The sequence below is a fragment of the Stenotrophomonas sp. STEN087 genome, from assembly GCF_056759115.1.
This window is the reverse complement of record NZ_JBRRCR010000052.1, coordinates 1-19,444: the sequence shown is the minus strand read 5'-3', so window position 1 is coordinate 19,444 and position 19,444 is coordinate 1. Positions and strand designations below refer to the sequence as shown.

The window sequence follows — 19,444 nt, the reverse complement described above, 5'->3', positions numbered from 1 at the left end:
CCCATTCCGGGGGTCAGAGCCGTTTTCCTCCGGAAAACGGATCGGACCCCGTGCCGACCAACGGTCGGCACCCACCAACAGCAGCGTCATGCCGTTTCGACAGATCGCAGGAAACTGTCGAAGGCGGGGTGGGTCCGGTTGAGGGGGTGTGAGCGGCATGGATGCGGCGACCGAGCTTACATGGACATACTTTCCGCGGCCCCCTCAATCGGCCCCGCCCCGCCAACCCACGGATAGCCAGGCTTTTGCCGTTGCTTCGGCTTTGGCTTTTGCTTCGGCAGGTGCAGGGCGCAGCCCTGCCAAGACCAACCCAAGATTTGACGCACTGCGCAAGAATGCGCTAATGTACTAGCGTGCTATTACATTGATGCAAGAAATCCACCCCGTGAAAGCCCGCCCCGACATCGCCGCCAAAGACCCCCAGGCCGACCTCGACTCCCTGGCCCAGGCCTTTGCCGCCCTGCGCGAACCCGACCAGGTGCTCGCCTTCCTGCGCGACCTCTGCACCCCGGCCGAGCTCGAAGCCATGGCCGACCGCTGGAAAGTCGTCCCCCTGCTGCAGCAGGGCGTGCCCTACCGCGAGATCCACGAACGTACCGGCGTCAGCGTGACCACCACCGGACGGGTGGCACGCACCCTCGAGCATGGCCATCGAGGCTATGCCGCCGCCGTCGACCGCCTTGCTTCGCGCTGATCCGCGCCCCGTTCCGAACTTAGAGACCTCCCCCATGAGTGCAACCCAGGCAGCGCCGGCACGTGACCGGCTGCGTATCGCCATCCAGAAGAGTGGCCGTCTGGCCGAACCCGCCCGCAACCTGCTCAGCGCCTGTGGCCTGAGCTGGCGCGAAAGCCGCGACAAGCTGTTCTGCTACGGCGAATCGCTGCCGGTGGACCTGCTGCTGGTGCGCGACGACGACATTCCCGGCCTGATCGCCGACGGCGTCTGCGACCTCGGTATCGTTGGCCGCAACGAGCTGGACGAACAGGCCGCCGCACGCCGCCAGATCGGCCTGCCCGACGCCTACCAGGCCCTGCGCGGGCTCGGCTTCGGCCAGTGCCGTCTGATGCTGGCCGTGCCCGAGGAATGGCAGTGGGAAGGCCCGGCGCAGCTGGCCGGCACCCGCATCGCCACCAGCTACCCGGCCATCCTCAAGCAGTGGCTGGCCGAGCAGGGCGTGGACGCACAGGTGGTCGAACTCTCCGGCTCGGTGGAAATCGCCCCGCGCCTGGGCACCGCCGAACTGATCTGCGACCTGGTCTCCAGCGGCGCCACCCTGCGCGCCAACCAGCTCACCCCGGTGCACAACCTGCTGGACAGCGAAGCCGTGCTGGCCGGTGCGGTGCGCGTGCCGGACGACGCCCGCGCCGGGCTGCGCAGCATGCTGCTGCGGCGCCTGGACGGCGTGGTGCAGAAGCAGGATCGCAAGCTGCTGATGTTCCGCGCCAGCGAGGACCGCGTGGATGCGCTGGCGCAGCTGCTGGCCGATGCCGAACCGCTGGTGCGTTTGCCTGCAGATGGCGGTGCACTGCGCCTGCAGACCATGTGCCCGGGTCCGCTGACCTGGCAGCGCATGGAAGAACTGGAGCGCGCCGGCGCACAGGGCCTGATGGTACTGAGCGTGGAGCGGTCGCTGGCATGAATCGTCTGATCTGGTCACAACTCGACGAAGCCGCCCGCAGCGCGGCGCTGACCCGCCCGGTGCAGACCGTGGCGCAGCAGACCCGTGATGCCGTCGCCGCGCTGATCGCGCAGGTACGGACGCAGGGCGACGAGGCGCTGCGCGCCATCACCGCCCGTTTCGATCGCGTCGAACTGACGTCGTTTGAAGTCAGCGAGGCCGAGTTCGCTGCGGCCGAAGGCGCCGTGCCGGCCGAACTGCGCCAGGCCATGGTCGAAGCCGCCGAGCGCATCACGCGCTTCCACGAAGCGGGCATGGGCAAGGGCTATGCGGTGGAAACCGCCCCCGGCGTGGTCTGCGAACGCATGTTGCGTCCGATCGGCCGCGTCGGCCTGTACGTCCCGGCCGGCAGTGCGCCGTTGCCGTCCACCGCGCTGATGCTGGGTGTGCCGGCGCAGCTGGCCGGTTGCCCGCAGGTGGTGCTGTGCACCCCGCCGCGCGCCGATGGCACGGCCGATCCGGCGGTGCTGGTGGCCGCGCGCCTGACCGGCGTGCAGCACGTGTTCAAACTGGGCGGTGCCCAGGCCATCGCCGCAATGGCCTACGGCACGGCCAGCATTCCGGCCTGCGACAAGCTGTTCGGGCCGGGCAACAGCTTCGTCACCGAAGCCAAGCAGCAGGTCGCACAGGACGGCGCGGCCGCCATCGACATGCCGGCCGGTCCTTCGGAAGTGCTGGTCATCGCCGATGCCGGCGCCAATCCGGCGTTCGTGGCTGCTGACCTGCTGTCGCAGGCCGAGCACGGCCCGGATTCGCAGGTGCTGCTGCTGACCGACGATGCGGCGATGCTCGCTGCGGTCGAGGCAGAAGTGGAGCGCCAGGTCGCGCTGCTGCCGCGCCAGGAGATCGCACGCCAGGCCCTGTCGGCCTCACGCCTGATCCAGGTCGATACGCTGGCCGATGCCTTCGCGATCAGCAACCGCTACGCACCCGAGCACCTGATCCTCGCCCTGCGCGAACCGCGTGACTGGCTGGACCAGGTGCAGGCCGCCGGCTCGGTGTTCCTCGGCGATTACACCCCCGAGGCACTGGGCGACTACTGCAGCGGCACCAACCACGTGCTGCCCACCGCCGGTGCCGCGCGTGCCTACAGCGGCGTCAGCGTCGCCAGCTTCCAGAACCTGATCAGCGTGCAGAGCGCCAGCGCCGCCGGCCTCGCCGCGATCGGCGGCTGCGCGCGCATCATCGCCAGCGCCGAAGGCCTGGACGCGCACGAACGTGCGGTGGCCCTGCGCATGGAGGCTGCCGCATGAGCGCCGTCATCGATGACGTGCTGGCGCTGGTGCGCCCGGACCTGCAGGCCTTTGCCGGCTACAGCTCGGCGCGCAGCGCGGCCGTGCAGGGCGAGGTCTGGTTGAACGCCAACGAATCGGCCTGGGCCAATCCAGCCGACAGCGCCGGCAGCAGCCGACGCTACCCTGAGCCACAGCCGCTGGCGCTGCGCGAAGGCCTGGCGGCGCTGTATGGCGTGCAGCCGCAGCAGCTGCTGGTCGGGCGGGGCAGCGACGAGGCCATCGACCTGCTGGTGCGCGCCCTGTGCGTGCCCGGCCGCGACGGTGTGCTGGTGACATCGCCGGTGTTCGGCATGTATGCGGTCTGTGCGCGCCTGCAGGGTGCGCCGTTGATCGACGTGCCGCTGGTCGATGGCGAAGACGGCCTGCGTGCCGACCTCGACGCGGTCATCGGCACGGCACAGGCGCAGGGCGCCAAGCTGGTGTTCCTGTGCGCGCCGTCCAACCCGGCCGGCAGCGATATCGGCCTGGCCGAAATCGAACGCGTGGCCACCGCGCTGCGCGGGCAGGCCCTGGTGGTGGTCGACGAGGCCTACGTCGAATACGCGCAGCGCGCGTCGGCGACCACGCTGCTGGCCGCGCACGCCAACGTCGCCGTGCTGCGCACGCTGTCGAAGGCGCACGCACTGGCTGCGGCGCGCATCGGCACCCTGATTGCTGCGCCGGAACTGATTGCCGTGCTGCGTCGCTGCCAGGCGCCGTACCCGGTGCCGACACCGTGTGCCGAGCTGGCCGTGCAGGCCCTGCAGCCGGCCGCGCTGGCGCGTACCGCCGAGCGCGTGGCCACGGTCATCGCCGAGCGCGACCGACTTTTTGCCGCGTTGCCGGGCCTGCCCGGCGTGCGTCGCGTGTACCGCTCGTCCGGCAACTACCTGCTGGTCCGCTTCGCCGATGCGCAGGCCGCGTTCGATACGCTGCTGGCCGCCGGCGTGGTGGTGCGTGACCAGCGCGCCGCGCCGCAGCTGGGCGATGCCCTGCGCATCAGCATCGGCAGTCCGGAAGAAAACGACCGCGTGCTCGCGGCCCTGTCGGCCCGGAGGGCTGCTGCATGACCCCCATCCTGTTCATCGACCGCGACGGCACCCTCATCGAGGAGCCGGCCGACTTCCAGATCGACGCCTACGAAAAGCTGCGCTTCGTGCCGCAGGTGATCCCGGCGCTGCTGAAGCTGCGCGACGCCGGCTACCAGTTCGTCATCGTCACCAACCAGGACGGCCTGGGCAGCGAAAGCTACCCGCGCGCCAGCTTCGATGGCCCCAACGACCTGATGCTGCAGATCTTCGAAAGCCAGGGCATCAGCTTCCGTGACGTGCTGGTGGACTGCAGCTGGCCGCAGGACAACGCACCCACCCGCAAGCCGGGCATCGGCCTGATGACCGCCTACCTGCAGGACCGCAGCATCGACTGGGCGCGATCGGGCATGGTCGGCGACCGCATCACCGACCTGCAGTTCGCCGACAACCTCAACATCCGTGGCTTCCAGCTGCGCACCGAACAGTTCGGTGGTGAATGGGACTGGGCGGGTATCGCCCACGCCCTGGCCGATGCACCGCGCACCGCCGTGGTCCAGCGCAATACCAAGGAAACCAAGATCCGCGTCGAACTGGACCTGGATCGCGTCGGCGACGCGCACATTTCGACCGGCCTGCCGTTCTTCGACCACATGCTGGAGCAGATCGGCAAGCACGGCGGCTTCGCCCTGGACATCCGGGCCGAGGGCGACCTGCACATCGACGAGCACCACACCATCGAAGACACCGGGCTGGCCTTGGGCCAGGCGCTGCGCGAGGCGCTGGGTGACAAGCGCGGCATCGGCCGCTACGGCTTCACCCTGCCGATGGACGAGACCCTGGCCAGCGCCGCGCTGGATTTCAGCGGCCGCCCGTATTTCGTGTTCGAAGGCGAGTTCAAGCGCGAGCGCGTAGGCGACATGCCGACCGAGCTGGTGCCGCACTTCTTCCGTTCGCTGTGCGATGCCAGTGGCCTGAACCTCAACCTGCAGGTGCGCGGCGACAACGACCACCACAAGGTGGAAGCCTGCTTCAAGGCGCTGGCACGTGCACTGCGCCCGGCGCTGGCCCGACAGGGCACCGCGCTGCCCACCACCAAGGGGGCGCTGTGAGCGAGGTTGCACTGATCGATGCCGGCGGTGCCAACCTCGGTTCGGTGCGCTACGCGCTGGAGCGACTGGGCGCGAATGTGCGCCTGGTACGCGATGCCGAGGGCCTGGTCGGCGCACAGCGGGTGATCCTGCCCGGCGTCGGTGCGGCCGCACCGGGCATGCAGCGCCTGCATGCGCAGGGCCTGGTTGAACCGCTGCGCCGCCTGGAGGTGCCGCTGATGGGCATCTGCCTGGGCATGCAGCTGCTGTTCGAGCGCTCCGAAGAGACCGGCGTGGATGCGCTGGGCCTGATTCCCGGCACGGTGCGCAAGCTGGTGCCGGCCTGTGGCATCCGCGTGCCGCACATGGGCTGGAACCGGCTGCTGGCGCTGCGCCCGTCGCTACTGCTGCAGGGCGTGCCGGACCGTTCCAGCGCGTACTTCGTGCACAGCTATGGCGCGCCGCTGAACGCCCATACCGTCGCCGCCTGCGACCACGGCGGCCTGTTCACCGCCGTGATCGAGCAGGGCCGCTATTTCGGCGCCCAGTTCCACCCCGAGCGTTCCGGCGATACCGGTTCGCTGATGCTGCGCAATTTCCTCGAGGGCACTGCTGCATGAGTTTCACCGTCTACCCCGCACTGGATATCCGCGAAGGCCGCGTGGTGCGCCTGCGCCAGGGCGACTACGCGCAGGAAACCTCCTACGGCGACGATCCGCTGCCGCGCGCGCAGGCGTTTGCCGCGCAGGGCGCGCAGTGGATGCATCTGGTCGACCTGGACGCTGCTCGCGCCGGCGGCTACACCCTGGCCCCGCTGCTGGCGTCGATCCGCCAGAACACCCCGCTGCAGGTGCAGACCGGTGGCGGCGTGCGTGGCCGTGATGACGTGGCGCGCATCCTCGATGCCGGTGCCAACCGGGTGGTGGTCGGCTCGCTGGCCGTGCGCCGCCCCGACGAAGTGTTGGGCTGGCTGGATGAGTTCGGCGCCGAACGCATCACCGTTGCCCTCGACGCCCGACAGGACGCGCGGGGCCAGTGGCAGCTGCCGGTGCACGGCTGGACCGAGAATGCCGGGGTGACCCTGGACGACCTGGCCCAGCGCTACGCGCGCGCCGGCATGCGCCACCTCCTGTGCACCGACATCGCACGCGACGGCATGCTGGCCGGCCCCAACATCAGCCTGTACACGCACCTGTCGGCCTTGCTGCCGGGCGTGGCGGTGCAGGCGTCCGGTGGCATCCGCGACGTGGCCGACGTGGCCGAAGCACGCGCTGCCGGCTGCGGCGGTGCCATCCTCGGCAAGGCGCTGCTGGAACAGCGCATGGACCTGGGCGAGGCACTGGCATGTTGAGCCGTCGCATCATTCCCTGCCTGGACGTGCGCGATGGCCGCGTGGTCAAGGGCGTGCGCTTCCGCGACCACGTCGACATGGGCGACATCGCCGAGCTGGCCCAGCGCTACCGCGACCAGGGCGCCGACGAGCTGGTGTTCTATGACATCGGCGCCAGCCCCGAAGCACGCTCGGTGGACGTGGCCTGGATCGAGCGCATCGCGCGACTGATCGACATCCCGTTCTGCGTGGCCGGTGGCATCGACAGCGTGGATACCGCGCGCCGGGTCCTGTTTGCCGGTGCTGACAAGGTGTCGATCAACTCGCCCGCGCTGGGCCGCCCGGAACTGATCACTGAACTGGCCGAAGAGTTCGGCGTGCAGTGCGTGGTGGTCGGCGTCGATTCGGTGCGCGAGGACGATGGCCAGTGGCGCGTGCGTCGCTTCACCGGTGACCCGAACAAGACCCAGGCCGTGCCGCTGCGCACGCTGGACTGGATCGTCGAGGCGCAGCGCCTCGGTGCCGGTGAGATCGTGCTGAACTGCATGGACAGCGACGGTGTGCGCCGTGGCTACGATGTGGAGCAGCTGCGCCAGGCCCGTGCGCTGTGCAACGTTCCTCTCATCGCCTCTGGCGGCGCCGGTGCGATGGAGCATTTCGCCCAGGCCTTCGACCAGGCCGACGTGGACGGCGCGCTGGCTGCCAGCGTGTTCCACAGCGGCGCCATCGCCATTGCAGATTTGAAGCGCTACCTGCGCGAACAGCAGATCGAGGTTCGAGATGTCTATTGAAGTACGCCCGTCGCCGCAGGCGCTGGAATCGCTGGACTGGGCAAAGGGCGATGGCCTGCTGCCGGCAGTGGTCCAGGATGCCGACACCCTGCAGGTGCTGATGCTGGGCTATGTCAACGCCGAGTCGCTGCACATCACCCAGGTGACCGGGCACATGACCTTCTACAGCCGCAGCAAGCAGCGCCTGTGGACCAAGGGCGAGCAGTCCGGCCACGTGCTGGCGGTGCAGTCGATCAGCGTGGACTGCGATGCCGACACCGTGCTGGTGCTGGCACGTCCGGCCGGCCCGACCTGCCATACCGGTGCTGAAAGCTGCTTCGATGGCGCGCCGAAGGACTTCCTGGGCGGCCTGGGCCAGCTGGTGGCCGTGCGCGAAGCGCAGCGTCCGCCGGGCAGCTACACCACCTCGCTGTTCGAAGGTGGCATCCGCCGCATCGCGCAGAAGGTGGGCGAGGAGGGCGTGGAAACCGCGCTGGCTGCGGTGGCGCAGGACGACGAGGCCCTGCTGGGCGAATCGGCCGACCTGCTGTACCACCTGCTGGTGCTGCTGCGCGCACGCGGGCTGTCGCTGCAGGACGCCCGCGATGTGCTGGAAATGCGCCACCGTTGATCGGGGCGTGCTGACCAACGGTCCGCACCTACCGGGCGACAGCGCGTGCGCGATGTCATCAACGGAAACTACAATGGGCGGTCTTTCTTTCCCGGACCGCCCCCATGAAACTGCCCGCCGCCTGGCTGTGCTGCCTGTTGCTGACTTCGCCGGCCTGGGCCGCCGATACGGTGGTCAGTGGCAAGGTCTATCTCGAACGCGACGGCAGGCCCGGGCGCGGGGCGACCGATCCGGGCCTGGCCGGGGTGCAGGTCTCCAACGGCGAGACAATCGTCAAGACCGCGGCCGACGGCAGCTACAGCCTGCCGGTGCGCGACGGGCAGACCGTGTTCGTCATCAAGCCCGATGCCTACAGCTTCCCGAAGGCGGCCGACGGCCTGCCGACGTTCTGGCGCCACTACCGCCCGAACGGTTCGCCGGCCCTGAAGTACGGCGGCATCGCCGCCACCGGCGCGGCCGACCGTGGCTGGGATTTCGCCCTGCAGTCCGATCGCCATGACAGCCGCCGCGGCTTCCAGATGCTGGTCTTCACCGATTCGCAGACGGCCAGCCTGACGGACATCGGCTACTACCAGCAGTCCATCGTGGCGCCGCTGGTGGGCCAGACCAAGGCACGCCTGGGCACCACCCTGGGCGACATCGTCAACGACGACCTGAGCCTGTACCCGGCCATCAACAAGGTCACCACCGAACTGGGCGTGCCGTGGTTCCATGTGCCGGGCAACCACGACCTGGATTTCGATGCCGCCAACGACGACCACTCGCTGGACAGCTGGCGCAACATCTACGGCCCGGACACCTACGCGGTGGAAGAGGGCGGTGCCAGCTTCGTGTTCCTCGATGACGTGGTCTACGACCCCAACGCCAAGCCGAAGTACGTCGGCGGCCTGCGCGAGGACCAGTTCGCCTTCCTGGCCGGCTACCTGAAGGGCCTGCGCAAGGACCGCTTGCTGGTACTGGGCATGCACATCCCGCTGTTCGACGCTGCGCCGGGTCGCGAGACCTTCCGCCACGCCGACCGCCAGCGCCTGTTCGACCTGCTCAAGGACTTCCGCAACGTCCTCGTACTGAGCGGCCACAGCCACACCCAGCAGCACGTCTACCACGGCAAGGCCGAGGGCTGGCAGGGTGAGAAGCCGCTGCACGAATACAACGTCGGTGCCAACTGCGGCGCGTTCTGGTCGGGCGTGAAGAATGCCGCGGGCGTGCCGGACAGCACCATGAGCGATGGCACGCCGAGGGGCTACGCGCTGCTGGACGTGGCCGGCAACGGCAGCTACCGCCTGCAGTACCGCGTGGCCGGTGCCCCGGCCAGCGACCAGATCGGCCTGCATGCGCCGAAGGTGCTGCGCCAGGGTGCCTACCCGGCATGGGGCGTGTACGCCAACGTGTACATGGGCGAAGACACCAGCGTGGTCGAGTTCCGCGTCGACGGCGGTGCCTGGCAGCCGATGAAGCAGGTCAGCCAGCCTGACCCGCGCCTGCTGGTGGAGAACGTGGCCGATGACACGACCGAGGCCCTGCGCGGCTATGATCGTTCGCCGGAAGCCACCGCATCGCCGCACCTGTGGCGTGGCGCGCTGCCGACCAACCTCGAGGTGGGCAGCCACAAGGTCGAGGTGCGCTCGACCCAGCCCGATGGCGCGGTGTTCACTGCCACCACCCGCTACAGCCTGCAGACGGCCCAGCCCTGATCCAGGCCGGTCCCGGTGCAGGTTCGCTGCACCCGGTCCCGCAGCGTTGGCAAAGCGCGTTCAATGCCTGAGAATCGACACGATTCAATCGATTCAAGCAGGCCAGTGTGAACGTTGCAGCAGCGTCCCCGGTACTTTCCGATCTGGCCAGCCCTTCCGCTCGCAGCGGTACCCCCCACGGCAATGATCCGCGCAGCCTGGTGGTGGCCGACGTCGGCGGCACCTTCGCCCGCCTGGCCCTGGCCGAGACCACGCCTGGGCAGACCCCGCGACTGGGCAGCTACCGCACCTACGCCTGCGCCGATCACCCGAGCCTGGCCGCGATCCTCGCCGATTTCACTGCCAGCCTCGGCCAGCCGGTCAGCACGGCCGTGGTGGCGATTGCCGGTCTGCTCGATGGCGATGTGCTGATCAACGCCAACCTGCCGTGGACGGTCTCGCTGTCGACCACCCGCGCGCAGTCCGGGCTGCAGAAACTGCAGCTGATCAACGATTTTGAAGCGGTGGCGCTGGCCATTCCCTACCTGCAGGCCGACACCCTGGTGCCGTTGAACGGCGATGCCGATCCGGCGCAGGCGTTCCCGGCGCTGGTGCTGGGTGCGGGGACCGGCCTGGGCGCGGCGTTGCGCTTTGCCGATGGCGACCGCCCGGTGCTGGCCAGCGAACTCGGCCACGCGGCGCTGGGCGCCGGCAACGCGCTGGAGCTGCAGGTGCTGGGTCAGCTGCTGCAGCGTTGGCCGCACGTGGACAACGAACGCGTGCTGTCCGGCAGTGGCCTGATGAATCTTTACCCGTGCCTGTGCGAACTGCGCGGCGCGACCCCGCAGTGGCACAGCACCGAGGCGCTGATCGGCGCGGCGCGCAGTGGCGAGGATCCGCTGGCCGTGGAAACCCTGCAGGTGTTCTGCGCGTGGCTGGGCAGCCTGGCCGGTGATGCGGCGATCGCCGTGGGCGCGCGCTCGGTCTATCTGGCCGGTGGCATCTCCGCGCACGTGCAGGATTTCCTCGCCGATGGCCGCTTCCGCGAGCGCTTCCTCAACAAGGGCGTGCTGACCGACGTGCTGCGCCAGGTGCCGGTGTGGCGCGTCGAACACGGCCAGCTGGGCGTACTCGGCGCGGCGGTCTGGCACGCGGCGCGCACGCCGGCATAAGAACAACAGCAAGGCTGCCGGCAGCCTGCCGGCGGCGGAACGGACGACGGAGGCGGACATGGTGGATCGCAGGCAGTTCCTTCAGGCCGGAGCACTGGCCGCGGGCATGGCGGCATTGCCGAGCGTGCAGGCGCGCGCGCAGGGCGGAGCGAAGGTCGTTTCAACCTGGGATTTCGGCGTGCCGGCCAACCAGGCGGCATGGAAGGTCCTGGCCAACGGTGGCAGCGCGCTGGATGCGGTTGAAGCCGGTGCGCGCTGGGCCGAGAGCGAGCTGTGCAATCCCACCGTCGGCCATTGCGGCAACCCCGATCGCGACGGCGTGCTGAGCCTGGACGCGAGCATCATGGACGGCGATGGTCACTGCGGTGCGGTCGCCGCGCTGGTGGACATCCTGCACCCGGTGTCGGTGGCCCGCAAAGTGATGGAGAACAGCCCGCACGTGCTGCTGGTGGGCGAGGGCGCGCAGCAGTTCGCGGTGCAGCAGGGCTTCGAGCGCCAGCACCTGCTGACGCCGCAGGCCGAGGCGGCCTGGCGCGAGTGGCTGAAGACCGAGAAGTACCAGCCGCAGATCAACGCCGAGCGCCGCGGCATCCCCGGCAACAGCGACAACCACGACACCATCGGCATGCTGGCGCTGGACGCCAAGGGCAACCTCGCCGGCGCCTGCACCACCAGTGGCATGGCCTGGAAGCTGCACGGCCGCGTCGGCGACAGTCCGATCATCGGTGCCGGCCTGTACGTGGACAACGAGGTTGGCGCGGCGACGGCCTCGGGCGTGGGCGAGGAAATGATCCGCAACGCGGCCTCGTTCCTGGTGGTCGAGCTGATGCGCCAGGGGCGCACGCCGGCCCAGGCCTGCCGCGAGGCCATCGACCGGGTGGTGCGCAAGCGCCCCGAGGCGAGCAAGACGCTGCAGGTCTGCTTCCTGGCGATGAACAAGCAGGGCGAAGTCGGCGCGTACGCGTTGCATCGCGGCTTCGTCTACGCGGTGTGCGATGCGCAGCGCCAGGACGACCTGCGCGATTCGCCGTCGATCTACACGAGCACCCAGGCATGAGCGTGCGCCTGGGGTTGGAGATCGCCAGCAATTCGGTGGCCTCGGCGCTTGCCGCGCAGGCCGGTGGTGCGGACCGCATCGAACTGTTCGACAACCTCGCCGAAGGCGGCACCACGCCGTCCTTCGCCAGCATTGCCATTGCCCGCGAGCGCCTGACCATTCCGCTGTTCGTGCTGGTGCGCCCACGTGCCGGCGATTTCCACTACGACGCACTGGAAACCGAGCTGATGCTGCGCGACATCGCGCAGTGCCGTGCACTCGGCTGCGATGGCGTGGTCGTCGGCGCGCTGGATGCGCAGGGTGACATCGATCTGCCGCTGTGTCGCGAGCTGGTGCAGGCCGCCGGGCCGCTGCAGGTCACGTTCCATCGCGCCTTCGATGCAACCCGCGATCTGTCCGCGGCACTGGAGCAGGTGATCGGCCTCGGCTGCCAGCGCGTGTTGACGTCGGGCGGGCAGGTCAGCGCGGAGGCCGGCAGCAAGGTGCTGGCCGGGCTGGTCACCCAGGCGGCGGGGCGCATCAGCGTGATGGCCGGTGCCGGCCTGGGCCCGGCCAACATCGCCGCGGTTGCCCGACACACGGGCTGCACAGAACTGCACGCCTCGGCCAAGGGCCTGCGGCGCTCGGACATGCAGTTCCAGAACCCGGTGCTGCGCGGCCTGGACCCGGACTGGAGCCAGACCAGCACCGCCACGGTGGCCGCACTGCGCAAGGCGCTGGACGGCTGAGCGCCAAGGACGGGTCGGATCCCTTCGCAGAAGGGCTCTGACCCCGGATGGCCGGATGCGCTGGACGCGGACAAATGCGTTCCGCGCGTATATGTCGTGATCGTGTCATCTCGTTGTGCCGTCGCCGCACACCCGTGCATCGCAAATCATTGATTCTTCGATAGACATGCGGTCTTTTACGACTGCGTGGCGTGCATTGCTGCGCCGCGTGATGCCAAGCCTCGTTCAGCCATGCTTTAGTTTGGATCGATCCACAGGGGAGGGCGCGGATCCGGTATGGATCGATGCAATCGCCCTGGGTCGTCGTCTCTGTAGTGCCGCTGTTCCTCGCATCTGCGCGCCCACACCAACGAAGAGCAACTGCCCATGGCTCAGTCCGTCCGTACCCGTCGTCATCTGTTGTCCCAGGCCCTGCTGCTGGCCCTGCTGCCGCTGGCGGCGAGTGCACAGGACGCCGACAGTACTTCCGCCACGAAAGATCTGGATGCGGTCACCGTCACCGGCTCGCGCATCAAGCGCGCCAGTGTCGAAGGACCGGCCCCGGTCAACGTGATCTCCGCCCAGCAGATCCAGAAGGAAGGCTTTGTCACCGTCTACGACGCGTTGAAGACGCTGACCGAAGCGACCGGCACCGTCGAAGCCGCGTCGCAGTGGGGCTCGCACACGCCCAATGCCAGCGGCCTGAACCTGCGCGGCATGGGCCCGAACCGGACCCTGCTGCTGGTCAACGGTCGACGCGTGGCCGACTACCCGCTGCCCTATGGTGGCGAGACCAACTTCTCCAACTACGGCAACATTCCCGCCGCCGCGGTTGAGCGCATCGAAGTGCTGACCGGTGGCGCCTCGGCCATCTACGGTTCGGACGCGATCGCCGGCGTGGTCAACGTCATTCTCAAGACCAACTACGACGGTGATGAAGTGCGCGTGCGCGGCGGTACGTCCACCGAAGGCGGCCGGGACACCTGGGATCTTTCCTGGGCCGGCGGCAAGACTGGCGACCACTGGAGCGTGACCTATGCGCTGCAGTACACCAAGCGCGATCCGCTGTTCGGCCGGGACCGGCCGCAGATGGACGATGCCGACGATGCGCCGTATCCGTCCTGGAACATGGAACAGCGCAAGGTCGGGTTCCGACCCACGGCTGGCCTGGCGCTCATCGACCCCGGCACCGGTGAGCGCCTGGCACCCCCCACTGGAACCTGCGAGAAGTTCGACGGCGAGTACTACACCGCTGATCGCCTGGTCTACAACTACAACTCCAATACCGTGACGAACACCGGGCGCCTTTGCGGCATGAGTGCCGACTACGCCAACTGGCTGCTGACCGGTGGCTCGGAGAACCTCTCCGGCAACCTGTATGCCACGTTCGACTTCGGCAACGATCTGCAGGCATGGAGCAATCTGGCCGTCTACCGTTCCGAAGCGTTGTGGGGCACCAATCCGCCCAGTGTCACCCTCGTCGACGATGCCAACGGCTACTACTGGGATGCCAACCGCAATCGCCCGATTCTGGGCGTGCGCCAGTTCACCCCCAACGAAGTGGGTGGCCTGGACACCCTGCGCAATACCAACCGCGAATTGTCCTGGGATGTCAGCGCCGGCCTGCGCGGTCGCCTGGCAGACCGCTTCGACTGGAGCGCGTCGGTGGGGCGTTCCTACTACCGCGTGGAAGAGCGGCAGAACGTAGTGGATGAGCAGAAGTCGTATGACTTCTTCCTGGGCCCGCGACTGGGGACCACGGCGGACGGGGAAGCGATCTACGCCTTGAACGAATCGCGCTGGTGGAACCCGATCACCCCCGACGAGTACTGGCAGATGGGTACGGTGGCGCGCAATCGTGCCTCGTCGTGGGTCAACCAGGCGTCGGCTGACATCACCGGCGAACTGTTCCAGGGCTGGGCTGGCCCAGTATCGTTCGCGGCCGTGGCGGAAGTTGCGCGGCAGGGCTATCACCTCAGCCCCGACCCGCGCGCCGGCATCGACTTCGACCTGCAGAACGTCGACCGTGGCGGTGGCGAGCGCACGCGCTACTCCGCCGGCGTCGAGTTCAAGATTCCACTGGCCGACAGCCTCATCGCTACCGCTGCGGCGCGCTATGACCGCTATGGCAGCTACAAGGCCGATGACAGCGCCGACGCAGTGAGCATCGGCAGCCAGAAGGAAACCACCTGGAACGCGGGCCTGGAGTGGCGGCCGTTCGAGTCGCTGCTGGTGCGAGGTTCCTATGCCACCAGCTTCCACGCCCCGGACATGCACTACCTGCTGGGCCAGCCCAGCAGTTCGCAGGTGCTGACCTATGATCGGCTGCGCTGCATTGAAAGTGGCGCCTACCTGGTCAACGAGTGCGGCGCGGGCAATCCCGATGTCTGGTACGCGTTCGATGTGAACCGCCGCGGCACGCCGCTGTTGCGTTCTGAAACCGGTGATTCCTGGACCGTGGGCTTTGTCTGGGATGTGCTGCCGAATCTGTCGGTCAGTGCCGACTACTGGGCGATCAAGCTTCAGGACATGATCGTCGACGTGGGCGCCGACGAAGTGCTGGCCAGTGAGGCCGGCTGCCTGACCGGCAGGAACATCGACGGCACGCCCTGGTCGAACCCGGCCGGTGGAGAATACTGCGCGGGCATCCTTGCGCGCGTGAACCGCGACAGCAATGGGCGCCTGGTTTCCATCGAGCGCGGGCCCTTCAACCTGGCCAGCCGTGAGGTCCGAGGCATTGACCTGACCGCGCGCTACCGCCTGGAAACCGCCGCTTGGGGGAGCTTCCAGCTTGGGGTGAACTACACCGACCAGCTCTCGACCAAGGAGCAGCGTTACGCCAACGATCCCAATCCCGAGCGTCGCGACCGCGACCTGCGCAGCAAGCTGCGCGCCAGCCTGGGTTGGCAGCATGGCAACTGGAACGCCAATGTCTACGCAGACCGCGTGGGTTCGGTGCCGGGCGTGCGTTACCACTGGGGCACCGACCGCCTGGACAACCCCGGGGGGTGCCTGCCGTTCGCCGATGGCTATGTGCCCAGCGACAGCCCGTTGTTGAACTGCCTGGAGCCGTTGACCCGGCCTGACGGCTCGGCCAACCCCAATCCCAACGCAGGCCAGCAGACCTCGCGCTACTACGGGCGGGTAGGGCCGTTCATCACCTGGAACTTCAACGTGGGTTACCAGGTGACCGAGCACATGAAGATCAACGCGTACGTCAACAACGCCTTCAATGCGGCCAGCTGGAACCACAAGGATCCCTACAAGGCGGACTACGACTTCGCGCCGACCCGACTGCTGGGTGCCGTGGGGCGCGAGTTCGCGCTGGAGTATGTGTTCACGTTCTGAGTGCGGAAACCTGCGCCTTCTCGGCTCTACAAAAAACGGCAGCCACCTGTAAAAGCGTGGCTGCCGTGGAGGACCGTTGTACGGGGTCGGATCCCTTCGCAGAAGGGCTCCGACCCCAGCGCAGGCTTAGAACTTGTAGGTCGCGCCGAAGTAGATCTGGCGGCCCGAGTACAGGTTGGAGATCAGGCGGGACTGGGTGTCGCTGCCCAGGTAGATGCGCTGCTCGGACTTGGTGGCGTTGAGCACCGAGGCGGTGAAGGTCAGCGCTTCGGTGAAGTTGTACGCCACGTTCAGATCCAGCTGGTCGTACGGTTCGCTGTACTGGGTCATGCCATTGACCAGGCCGCCGACCACTTCACCACGACGGTTGTACGAAGCACGGGCCAGGAACCGGTCGGTTTCGTAGAACACCGTCAGGTTGGCCTGGTTCTTGGCGCTGCCCACCAGCGGCGAGGCGCCGAGGTTCTCGCCGTTGAGCTCGATCGAGGCCAGGTTGGTGTCGTTGTAGGTGTAGTTGGCCTGCACGCCCAGGCCGAAGTCGAAGGTGTACTGGCCGTAGACTTCCACGCCCTGCGACACCGCGTCACGACCGTTGGCCTGGGTGCTGTAGTTCTGCACCGTCACCATGTCGCCGCCGACTTCCATCTGCACGTCACGCACGATCGGCACGGTGAAGTTGCTGATGTCCTTGCGGAAGAGGCCGACACCGGCGACGGCGCCCGGCATGAAGTACCACTCCACGCCGAGGTCGTACTGGGTGGCCTTGAAGGCTTCGAGGTTCTTGTTGCTGCCGCTGCCGGCCCAGCCTTCGGTCGGTGCGCCGCCGGCGACGCGACGGTCATTGACGTACTCGGGGCTGTAGTAGCTCAGGCTGCCGGGTGCGGCGATGCTGGTGTAGCTCGGGCGAGCCACCACCTTCGATGCCGCGCCACGCAGGACCAGCGTGTCGGTGATGTCCCAGGCGATGTTGAAGCTGGGCAGCACGTCGGTGTAGGTGCGGTCCGAACCGATCAGCTCGTAGGTCTTCTCGCGGGCCAGGTTGTCGGGCAGGCGCACGAAGCCGCTTTCGCAGCCGTAGGTCGGGTAGGCCGCTGCTGCCGGATCATCGCAGGACATCGGTGCGCCGGAGGCGTTGTCCAGGAAGTAGTCGTTGAAGCGCTCGATCGAATCGCTGGACTGGGCGAACTGCTCGGTACGCACCACGCGCACGCCGACGTTGCCGCGCAGGCGCTCGGTACGGAAGTTGGCCTGGAAGTAGCCCGAGTAGATCTTCTCGTTGACGTTGTAGACGAAGTCGTCTTCGACGCGGTTGTGCGACTGGCCGTAGGTGGTGTTCAGGTAATCGATGTAGGCCGGGTAGTTGATGCCCGGGAACACATTGGCATTGAAGCCGCCGGCGATGCCGGTGATCGGGTTGGACAGGAAGAAGCCCGGCTGGGCGATGCCGGCCGTGTTGTCGCAGCCCGCCTGGTAACGGCTGTCGTAGTCAGCCGGATCGGCGCCCTGGCACACCCAGTAGGTGTTGCCGGTGTTGCGGTGGACCTTGCCGTCACGGTACTTGGCGCCGAACTGGATCGAGTCCAGCCAGCCGCTTTCGAACATCTTGGTGACGTCGGCCTGGAAGTGGTTCTGCTTGACCTCGGTCTGCATCCACGACGAATCAGTGGAGCCGGTGTCGACCTCGGCGATGCCGTTCATCAGCACCTCCTGCAGGTTCGGCGAGACGGTCAGCGTCGGGGTGCCGGTCAGGTCCCATGCGGTGTACTGGTTGCCGGATTCCCACACGCCATTGACGCGGCGACGCGGCTTGGCCGACATGCGGAAGTTCATCGACGGGCCACCTTCGGACCACGTGCGACCGCCGCTGAAGGAGGCCTTCCACAGCGGGCTGATGTCCCAGTCGATGGTCAGGTCGGCAGTCTGCGACAGCGCCTTTTCACGGCTGTAGCTGCCGGTCAGCTGCGGGGTCGGAATGGTGCAGTCATCCGGACCCCAGCCACCCGGGGCCAGGCCGGCGGCCGCGGCTTCGTCTTCACTGCAGTAATAGGCCTTGCCCGGCAGCTTCTCGAACTGCGCGCCGGTGACCACGGTGCCGCTGGGGTCGAAGGTCAGGCCGTTGAGCAGGCGGCCGCCGGCCCAGTTGCCGTCGCCGTTGTAGCGCGCCATGTTCCACTCGGGCACCTTGAGCATGTTCTGCACATAGTTGCCGTCCAGCTCGAAGCGGAAGTAGTTGGCGGTCAGGGTCAGGTTATCGACCGGCTTGAACTGGAACGTCAGCTGGCCGCCCTTGCGCTCGCGCTCCTCTTCCTTCACGGCGAAGTTCACCGAGGTGGGCATGAAGAAGTCGCTGTAGTTGTGCCCGAACTGGTCGTTGAAGCCGGAGTTGCCCCACCAGTAGTTGATGCCGCCCTGGGTGAGGGCGTTGCCGTTGACATCACGCGCGTCGACGTCGGTGCCGTACCACTGGTAGTTCTCGGTGCTCACTTCCATGGTGCGGCTGGTGCGCTTCTGCTGGGTCACGCCGACCAGCACGCCGAAGCGCTCGTCCTTGCTGTGCCAGGAGTACAGCGCCGACGCCTGCGGATCAACGTCCTGGTGGGTATCGGAAGACACGCCTTCCAGGGTCACGTAGCCGGAGTTGGATTCCATCTCCAGCGGACGGCGGGTGTGCAGGATGACCGTGCCGCCGATGCCGCCTTCGTCGATGCGTGCTTCCGGCGACTTGAACAGCTCGGCGCTGGACAGCATGTTCGACGGCAGCAGGGTGTAGTTGAACGAACGGCTGGCCTCATCGTTGGTTTCGGAGGTGGCGATGTAGTTGCCGTTCAACTGGGTCAGGGTCAGGTCCGGATCGAGGCCGCGCACGCTGACGCTCTTGCCTTCGCCGCCATCGCGGGTGATGACCACGCCGGGTACGCGCTGCAGCGAATCGGCGACGTTCTTGTCGGGGAACTTGCCGACGTCCTCGGCGGTGATCACTTCGACCACGGCGTTGGCGTCGCGCTTCTGCTGCAGGCTCTTTTCGATCGCGTAGCGGTAGCCGGTGACCTGGACGCTGTCCAGGGTGGTGGCATCGGTACCGCCGGTGGTCGGCTGTGCGGTGGCCTGCTGGGCAGCGGCGCCGGTCGGCGCGACGGCTGCGGCCAGGGCCAGCGCGACGGCGAGCGACAAGGTGTCGCGACCGTGCTTACGAGTTGAATGCTTCATTGCCATCTCTCCCTCTCTTGGATTGATCCGGTGACTGACGCGGAACTTGAATCGATCTAATCTGTGATGCCGATTTTTGCTAAGCCGCGCGGCTGCCTGGGGCGGCGCGCTGGTGCTCGGGTACGTGCTGTTCCGGTCCCCAACTCCGGGCCATCCCTGAATCCGCTTGGATCGATCTAAGCGATGGCGGGGCGATTTTTAGCATGGCTGGAGGGGTTGCGCATGCTGCTGCGCAATATTGCAGTGACGTGTCTGCCGAATGATGATTCGCTGAAATGCGCTGGAATCGTTTACATGCGCAAAGGGGGAGGGTGGTTCGGCAGGGCTTGCAGCCCTGCACCTGCTTCAATCAACGTCAACTTCAAAAGCGGCTCTGGCTTGCTGTGAGTTGGGCGGGGGGCGGTGTGGGGTGGGGGCGCGCCCCCAGAAACCAGAACGCCGGGGGGGGTGGCGGCAGAGAACCTCACGCCCCCACGC

16 protein-coding genes are annotated in these 19,444 nt (G+C 67.6%); 15 read left to right on the top strand and 1 reads right to left on the bottom strand.

Annotated features, from left to right (window positions below; genetic code table 11):
• The first annotated feature begins 385 nt into the window (after positions 1 to 385).
• The 14 genes from ACVOK1_RS13845 (at position 386) to ACVOK1_RS13780 (ending at position 15,760) form a co-directional block, all read left to right on the top strand.
• Positions 386 to 694 (top strand): YerC/YecD family TrpR-related protein, encoded by a 309-nt coding sequence (locus tag ACVOK1_RS13845; protein ID WP_108768699.1) that lies wholly within the window; start codon positions 386 to 388, stop codon positions 692 to 694.
• Positions 695 to 728: 34 nt separating this feature from the next.
• Positions 729 to 1,640 (top strand): ATP phosphoribosyltransferase, encoded by a 912-nt coding sequence (gene hisG, locus ACVOK1_RS13840; RefSeq protein ID WP_079221702.1) that lies wholly within the window; start codon positions 729 to 731, stop codon positions 1,638 to 1,640.
• A complete protein-coding gene (gene hisD, locus ACVOK1_RS13835) occupies positions 1,637 to 2,932 on the top strand; it encodes a histidinol dehydrogenase (protein WP_481562411.1) in 1,296 nt (431 codons plus the stop codon). The genes hisG and hisD overlap by 4 nt, the downstream gene beginning before the upstream one ends.
• Positions 2,929 to 4,023, top strand: a complete 1,095-nt coding sequence (gene hisC, locus ACVOK1_RS13830) for a histidinol-phosphate transaminase (RefSeq protein ID WP_200753095.1) — start codon at positions 2,929 to 2,931, stop codon at positions 4,021 to 4,023. Before hisD ends, hisC begins: the two co-directional genes overlap by 4 nt.
• Positions 4,020 to 5,093 (top strand): bifunctional histidinol-phosphatase/imidazoleglycerol-phosphate dehydratase HisB, encoded by a 1,074-nt coding sequence (gene hisB, locus ACVOK1_RS13825; RefSeq protein ID WP_108768702.1) that lies wholly within the window; start codon positions 4,020 to 4,022, stop codon positions 5,091 to 5,093. Before hisC ends, hisB begins: the two co-directional genes overlap by 4 nt.
• Positions 5,090 to 5,692 carry an imidazole glycerol phosphate synthase subunit HisH gene (hisH, locus tag ACVOK1_RS13820; RefSeq protein WP_481562410.1) on the top strand — a complete coding sequence of 201 codons (603 nt, stop codon included), beginning with the start codon at positions 5,090 to 5,092 and terminating at the stop codon, positions 5,690 to 5,692. Before hisB ends, hisH begins: the two co-directional genes overlap by 4 nt.
• On the top strand, positions 5,689 to 6,423 hold the full coding sequence (gene hisA / locus ACVOK1_RS13815) for a 1-(5-phosphoribosyl)-5-[(5-phosphoribosylamino)methylideneamino]imidazole-4-carboxamide isomerase (protein ID WP_481562409.1): 735 nt from the start codon (positions 5,689 to 5,691) through the stop codon (positions 6,421 to 6,423). The genes hisH and hisA overlap by 4 nt, the downstream gene beginning before the upstream one ends.
• The gene (gene hisF, locus ACVOK1_RS13810; RefSeq protein ID WP_108768705.1) at positions 6,417 to 7,193 is read left to right on the top strand and encodes an imidazole glycerol phosphate synthase subunit HisF; all 777 of its coding nucleotides are present in this window, start codon (positions 6,417 to 6,419) and stop codon (positions 7,191 to 7,193) included. The genes hisA and hisF overlap by 7 nt, the downstream gene beginning before the upstream one ends.
• A complete protein-coding gene (gene hisIE, locus ACVOK1_RS13805) occupies positions 7,183 to 7,803 on the top strand; it encodes a bifunctional phosphoribosyl-AMP cyclohydrolase/phosphoribosyl-ATP diphosphatase HisIE (RefSeq protein ID WP_108768706.1) in 621 nt (206 codons plus the stop codon). Before hisF ends, hisIE begins: the two co-directional genes overlap by 11 nt.
• 104 nt (positions 7,804 to 7,907) lie before the next feature.
• Entirely contained in the window at positions 7,908 to 9,497 is a 1,590-nt protein-coding gene (locus ACVOK1_RS13800) for a calcineurin-like phosphoesterase C-terminal domain-containing protein (protein ID WP_481562408.1), read from the top strand.
• A gap of 107 nt (positions 9,498 to 9,604) precedes the next feature.
• The gene (locus ACVOK1_RS13795; protein WP_481562407.1) at positions 9,605 to 10,648 is read left to right on the top strand and encodes a glucokinase; all 1,044 of its coding nucleotides are present in this window, start codon (positions 9,605 to 9,607) and stop codon (positions 10,646 to 10,648) included.
• A gap of 58 nt (positions 10,649 to 10,706) precedes the next feature.
• Entirely contained in the window at positions 10,707 to 11,705 is a 999-nt protein-coding gene (locus ACVOK1_RS13790; protein WP_481562406.1) for a glycosylasparaginase, read from the top strand.
• Positions 11,702 to 12,433: a copper homeostasis protein CutC gene (locus ACVOK1_RS13785; RefSeq protein ID WP_481562405.1), complete on the top strand. Its 732-nt coding sequence runs from the start codon at positions 11,702 to 11,704 to the stop codon at positions 12,431 to 12,433. Before ACVOK1_RS13790 ends, ACVOK1_RS13785 begins: the two co-directional genes overlap by 4 nt.
• 366 nt (positions 12,434 to 12,799) lie before the next feature.
• The gene (locus tag ACVOK1_RS13780) at positions 12,800 to 15,760 is read left to right on the top strand and encodes a TonB-dependent receptor plug domain-containing protein (protein WP_481562404.1); all 2,961 of its coding nucleotides are present in this window, start codon (positions 12,800 to 12,802) and stop codon (positions 15,758 to 15,760) included.
• A 126-nt stretch (positions 15,761 to 15,886) separates the two neighbouring features.
• Here the strand turns inward: ACVOK1_RS13780 and ACVOK1_RS13775 are convergent, their stop codons facing one another.
• Entirely contained in the window at positions 15,887 to 18,973 is a 3,087-nt protein-coding gene (locus ACVOK1_RS13775; RefSeq protein WP_481562403.1) for a TonB-dependent receptor, read from the bottom strand.
• A 216-nt stretch (positions 18,974 to 19,189) separates the two neighbouring features.
• Here ACVOK1_RS13775 and ACVOK1_RS13770 point away from each other — a divergent pair, with 216 nt between their 5' ends.
• A complete protein-coding gene (locus ACVOK1_RS13770; RefSeq protein WP_481562402.1) occupies positions 19,190 to 19,354 on the top strand; it encodes a hypothetical protein in 165 nt (54 codons plus the stop codon).
• Positions 19,355 to 19,444 lie beyond the last annotated feature (90 nt).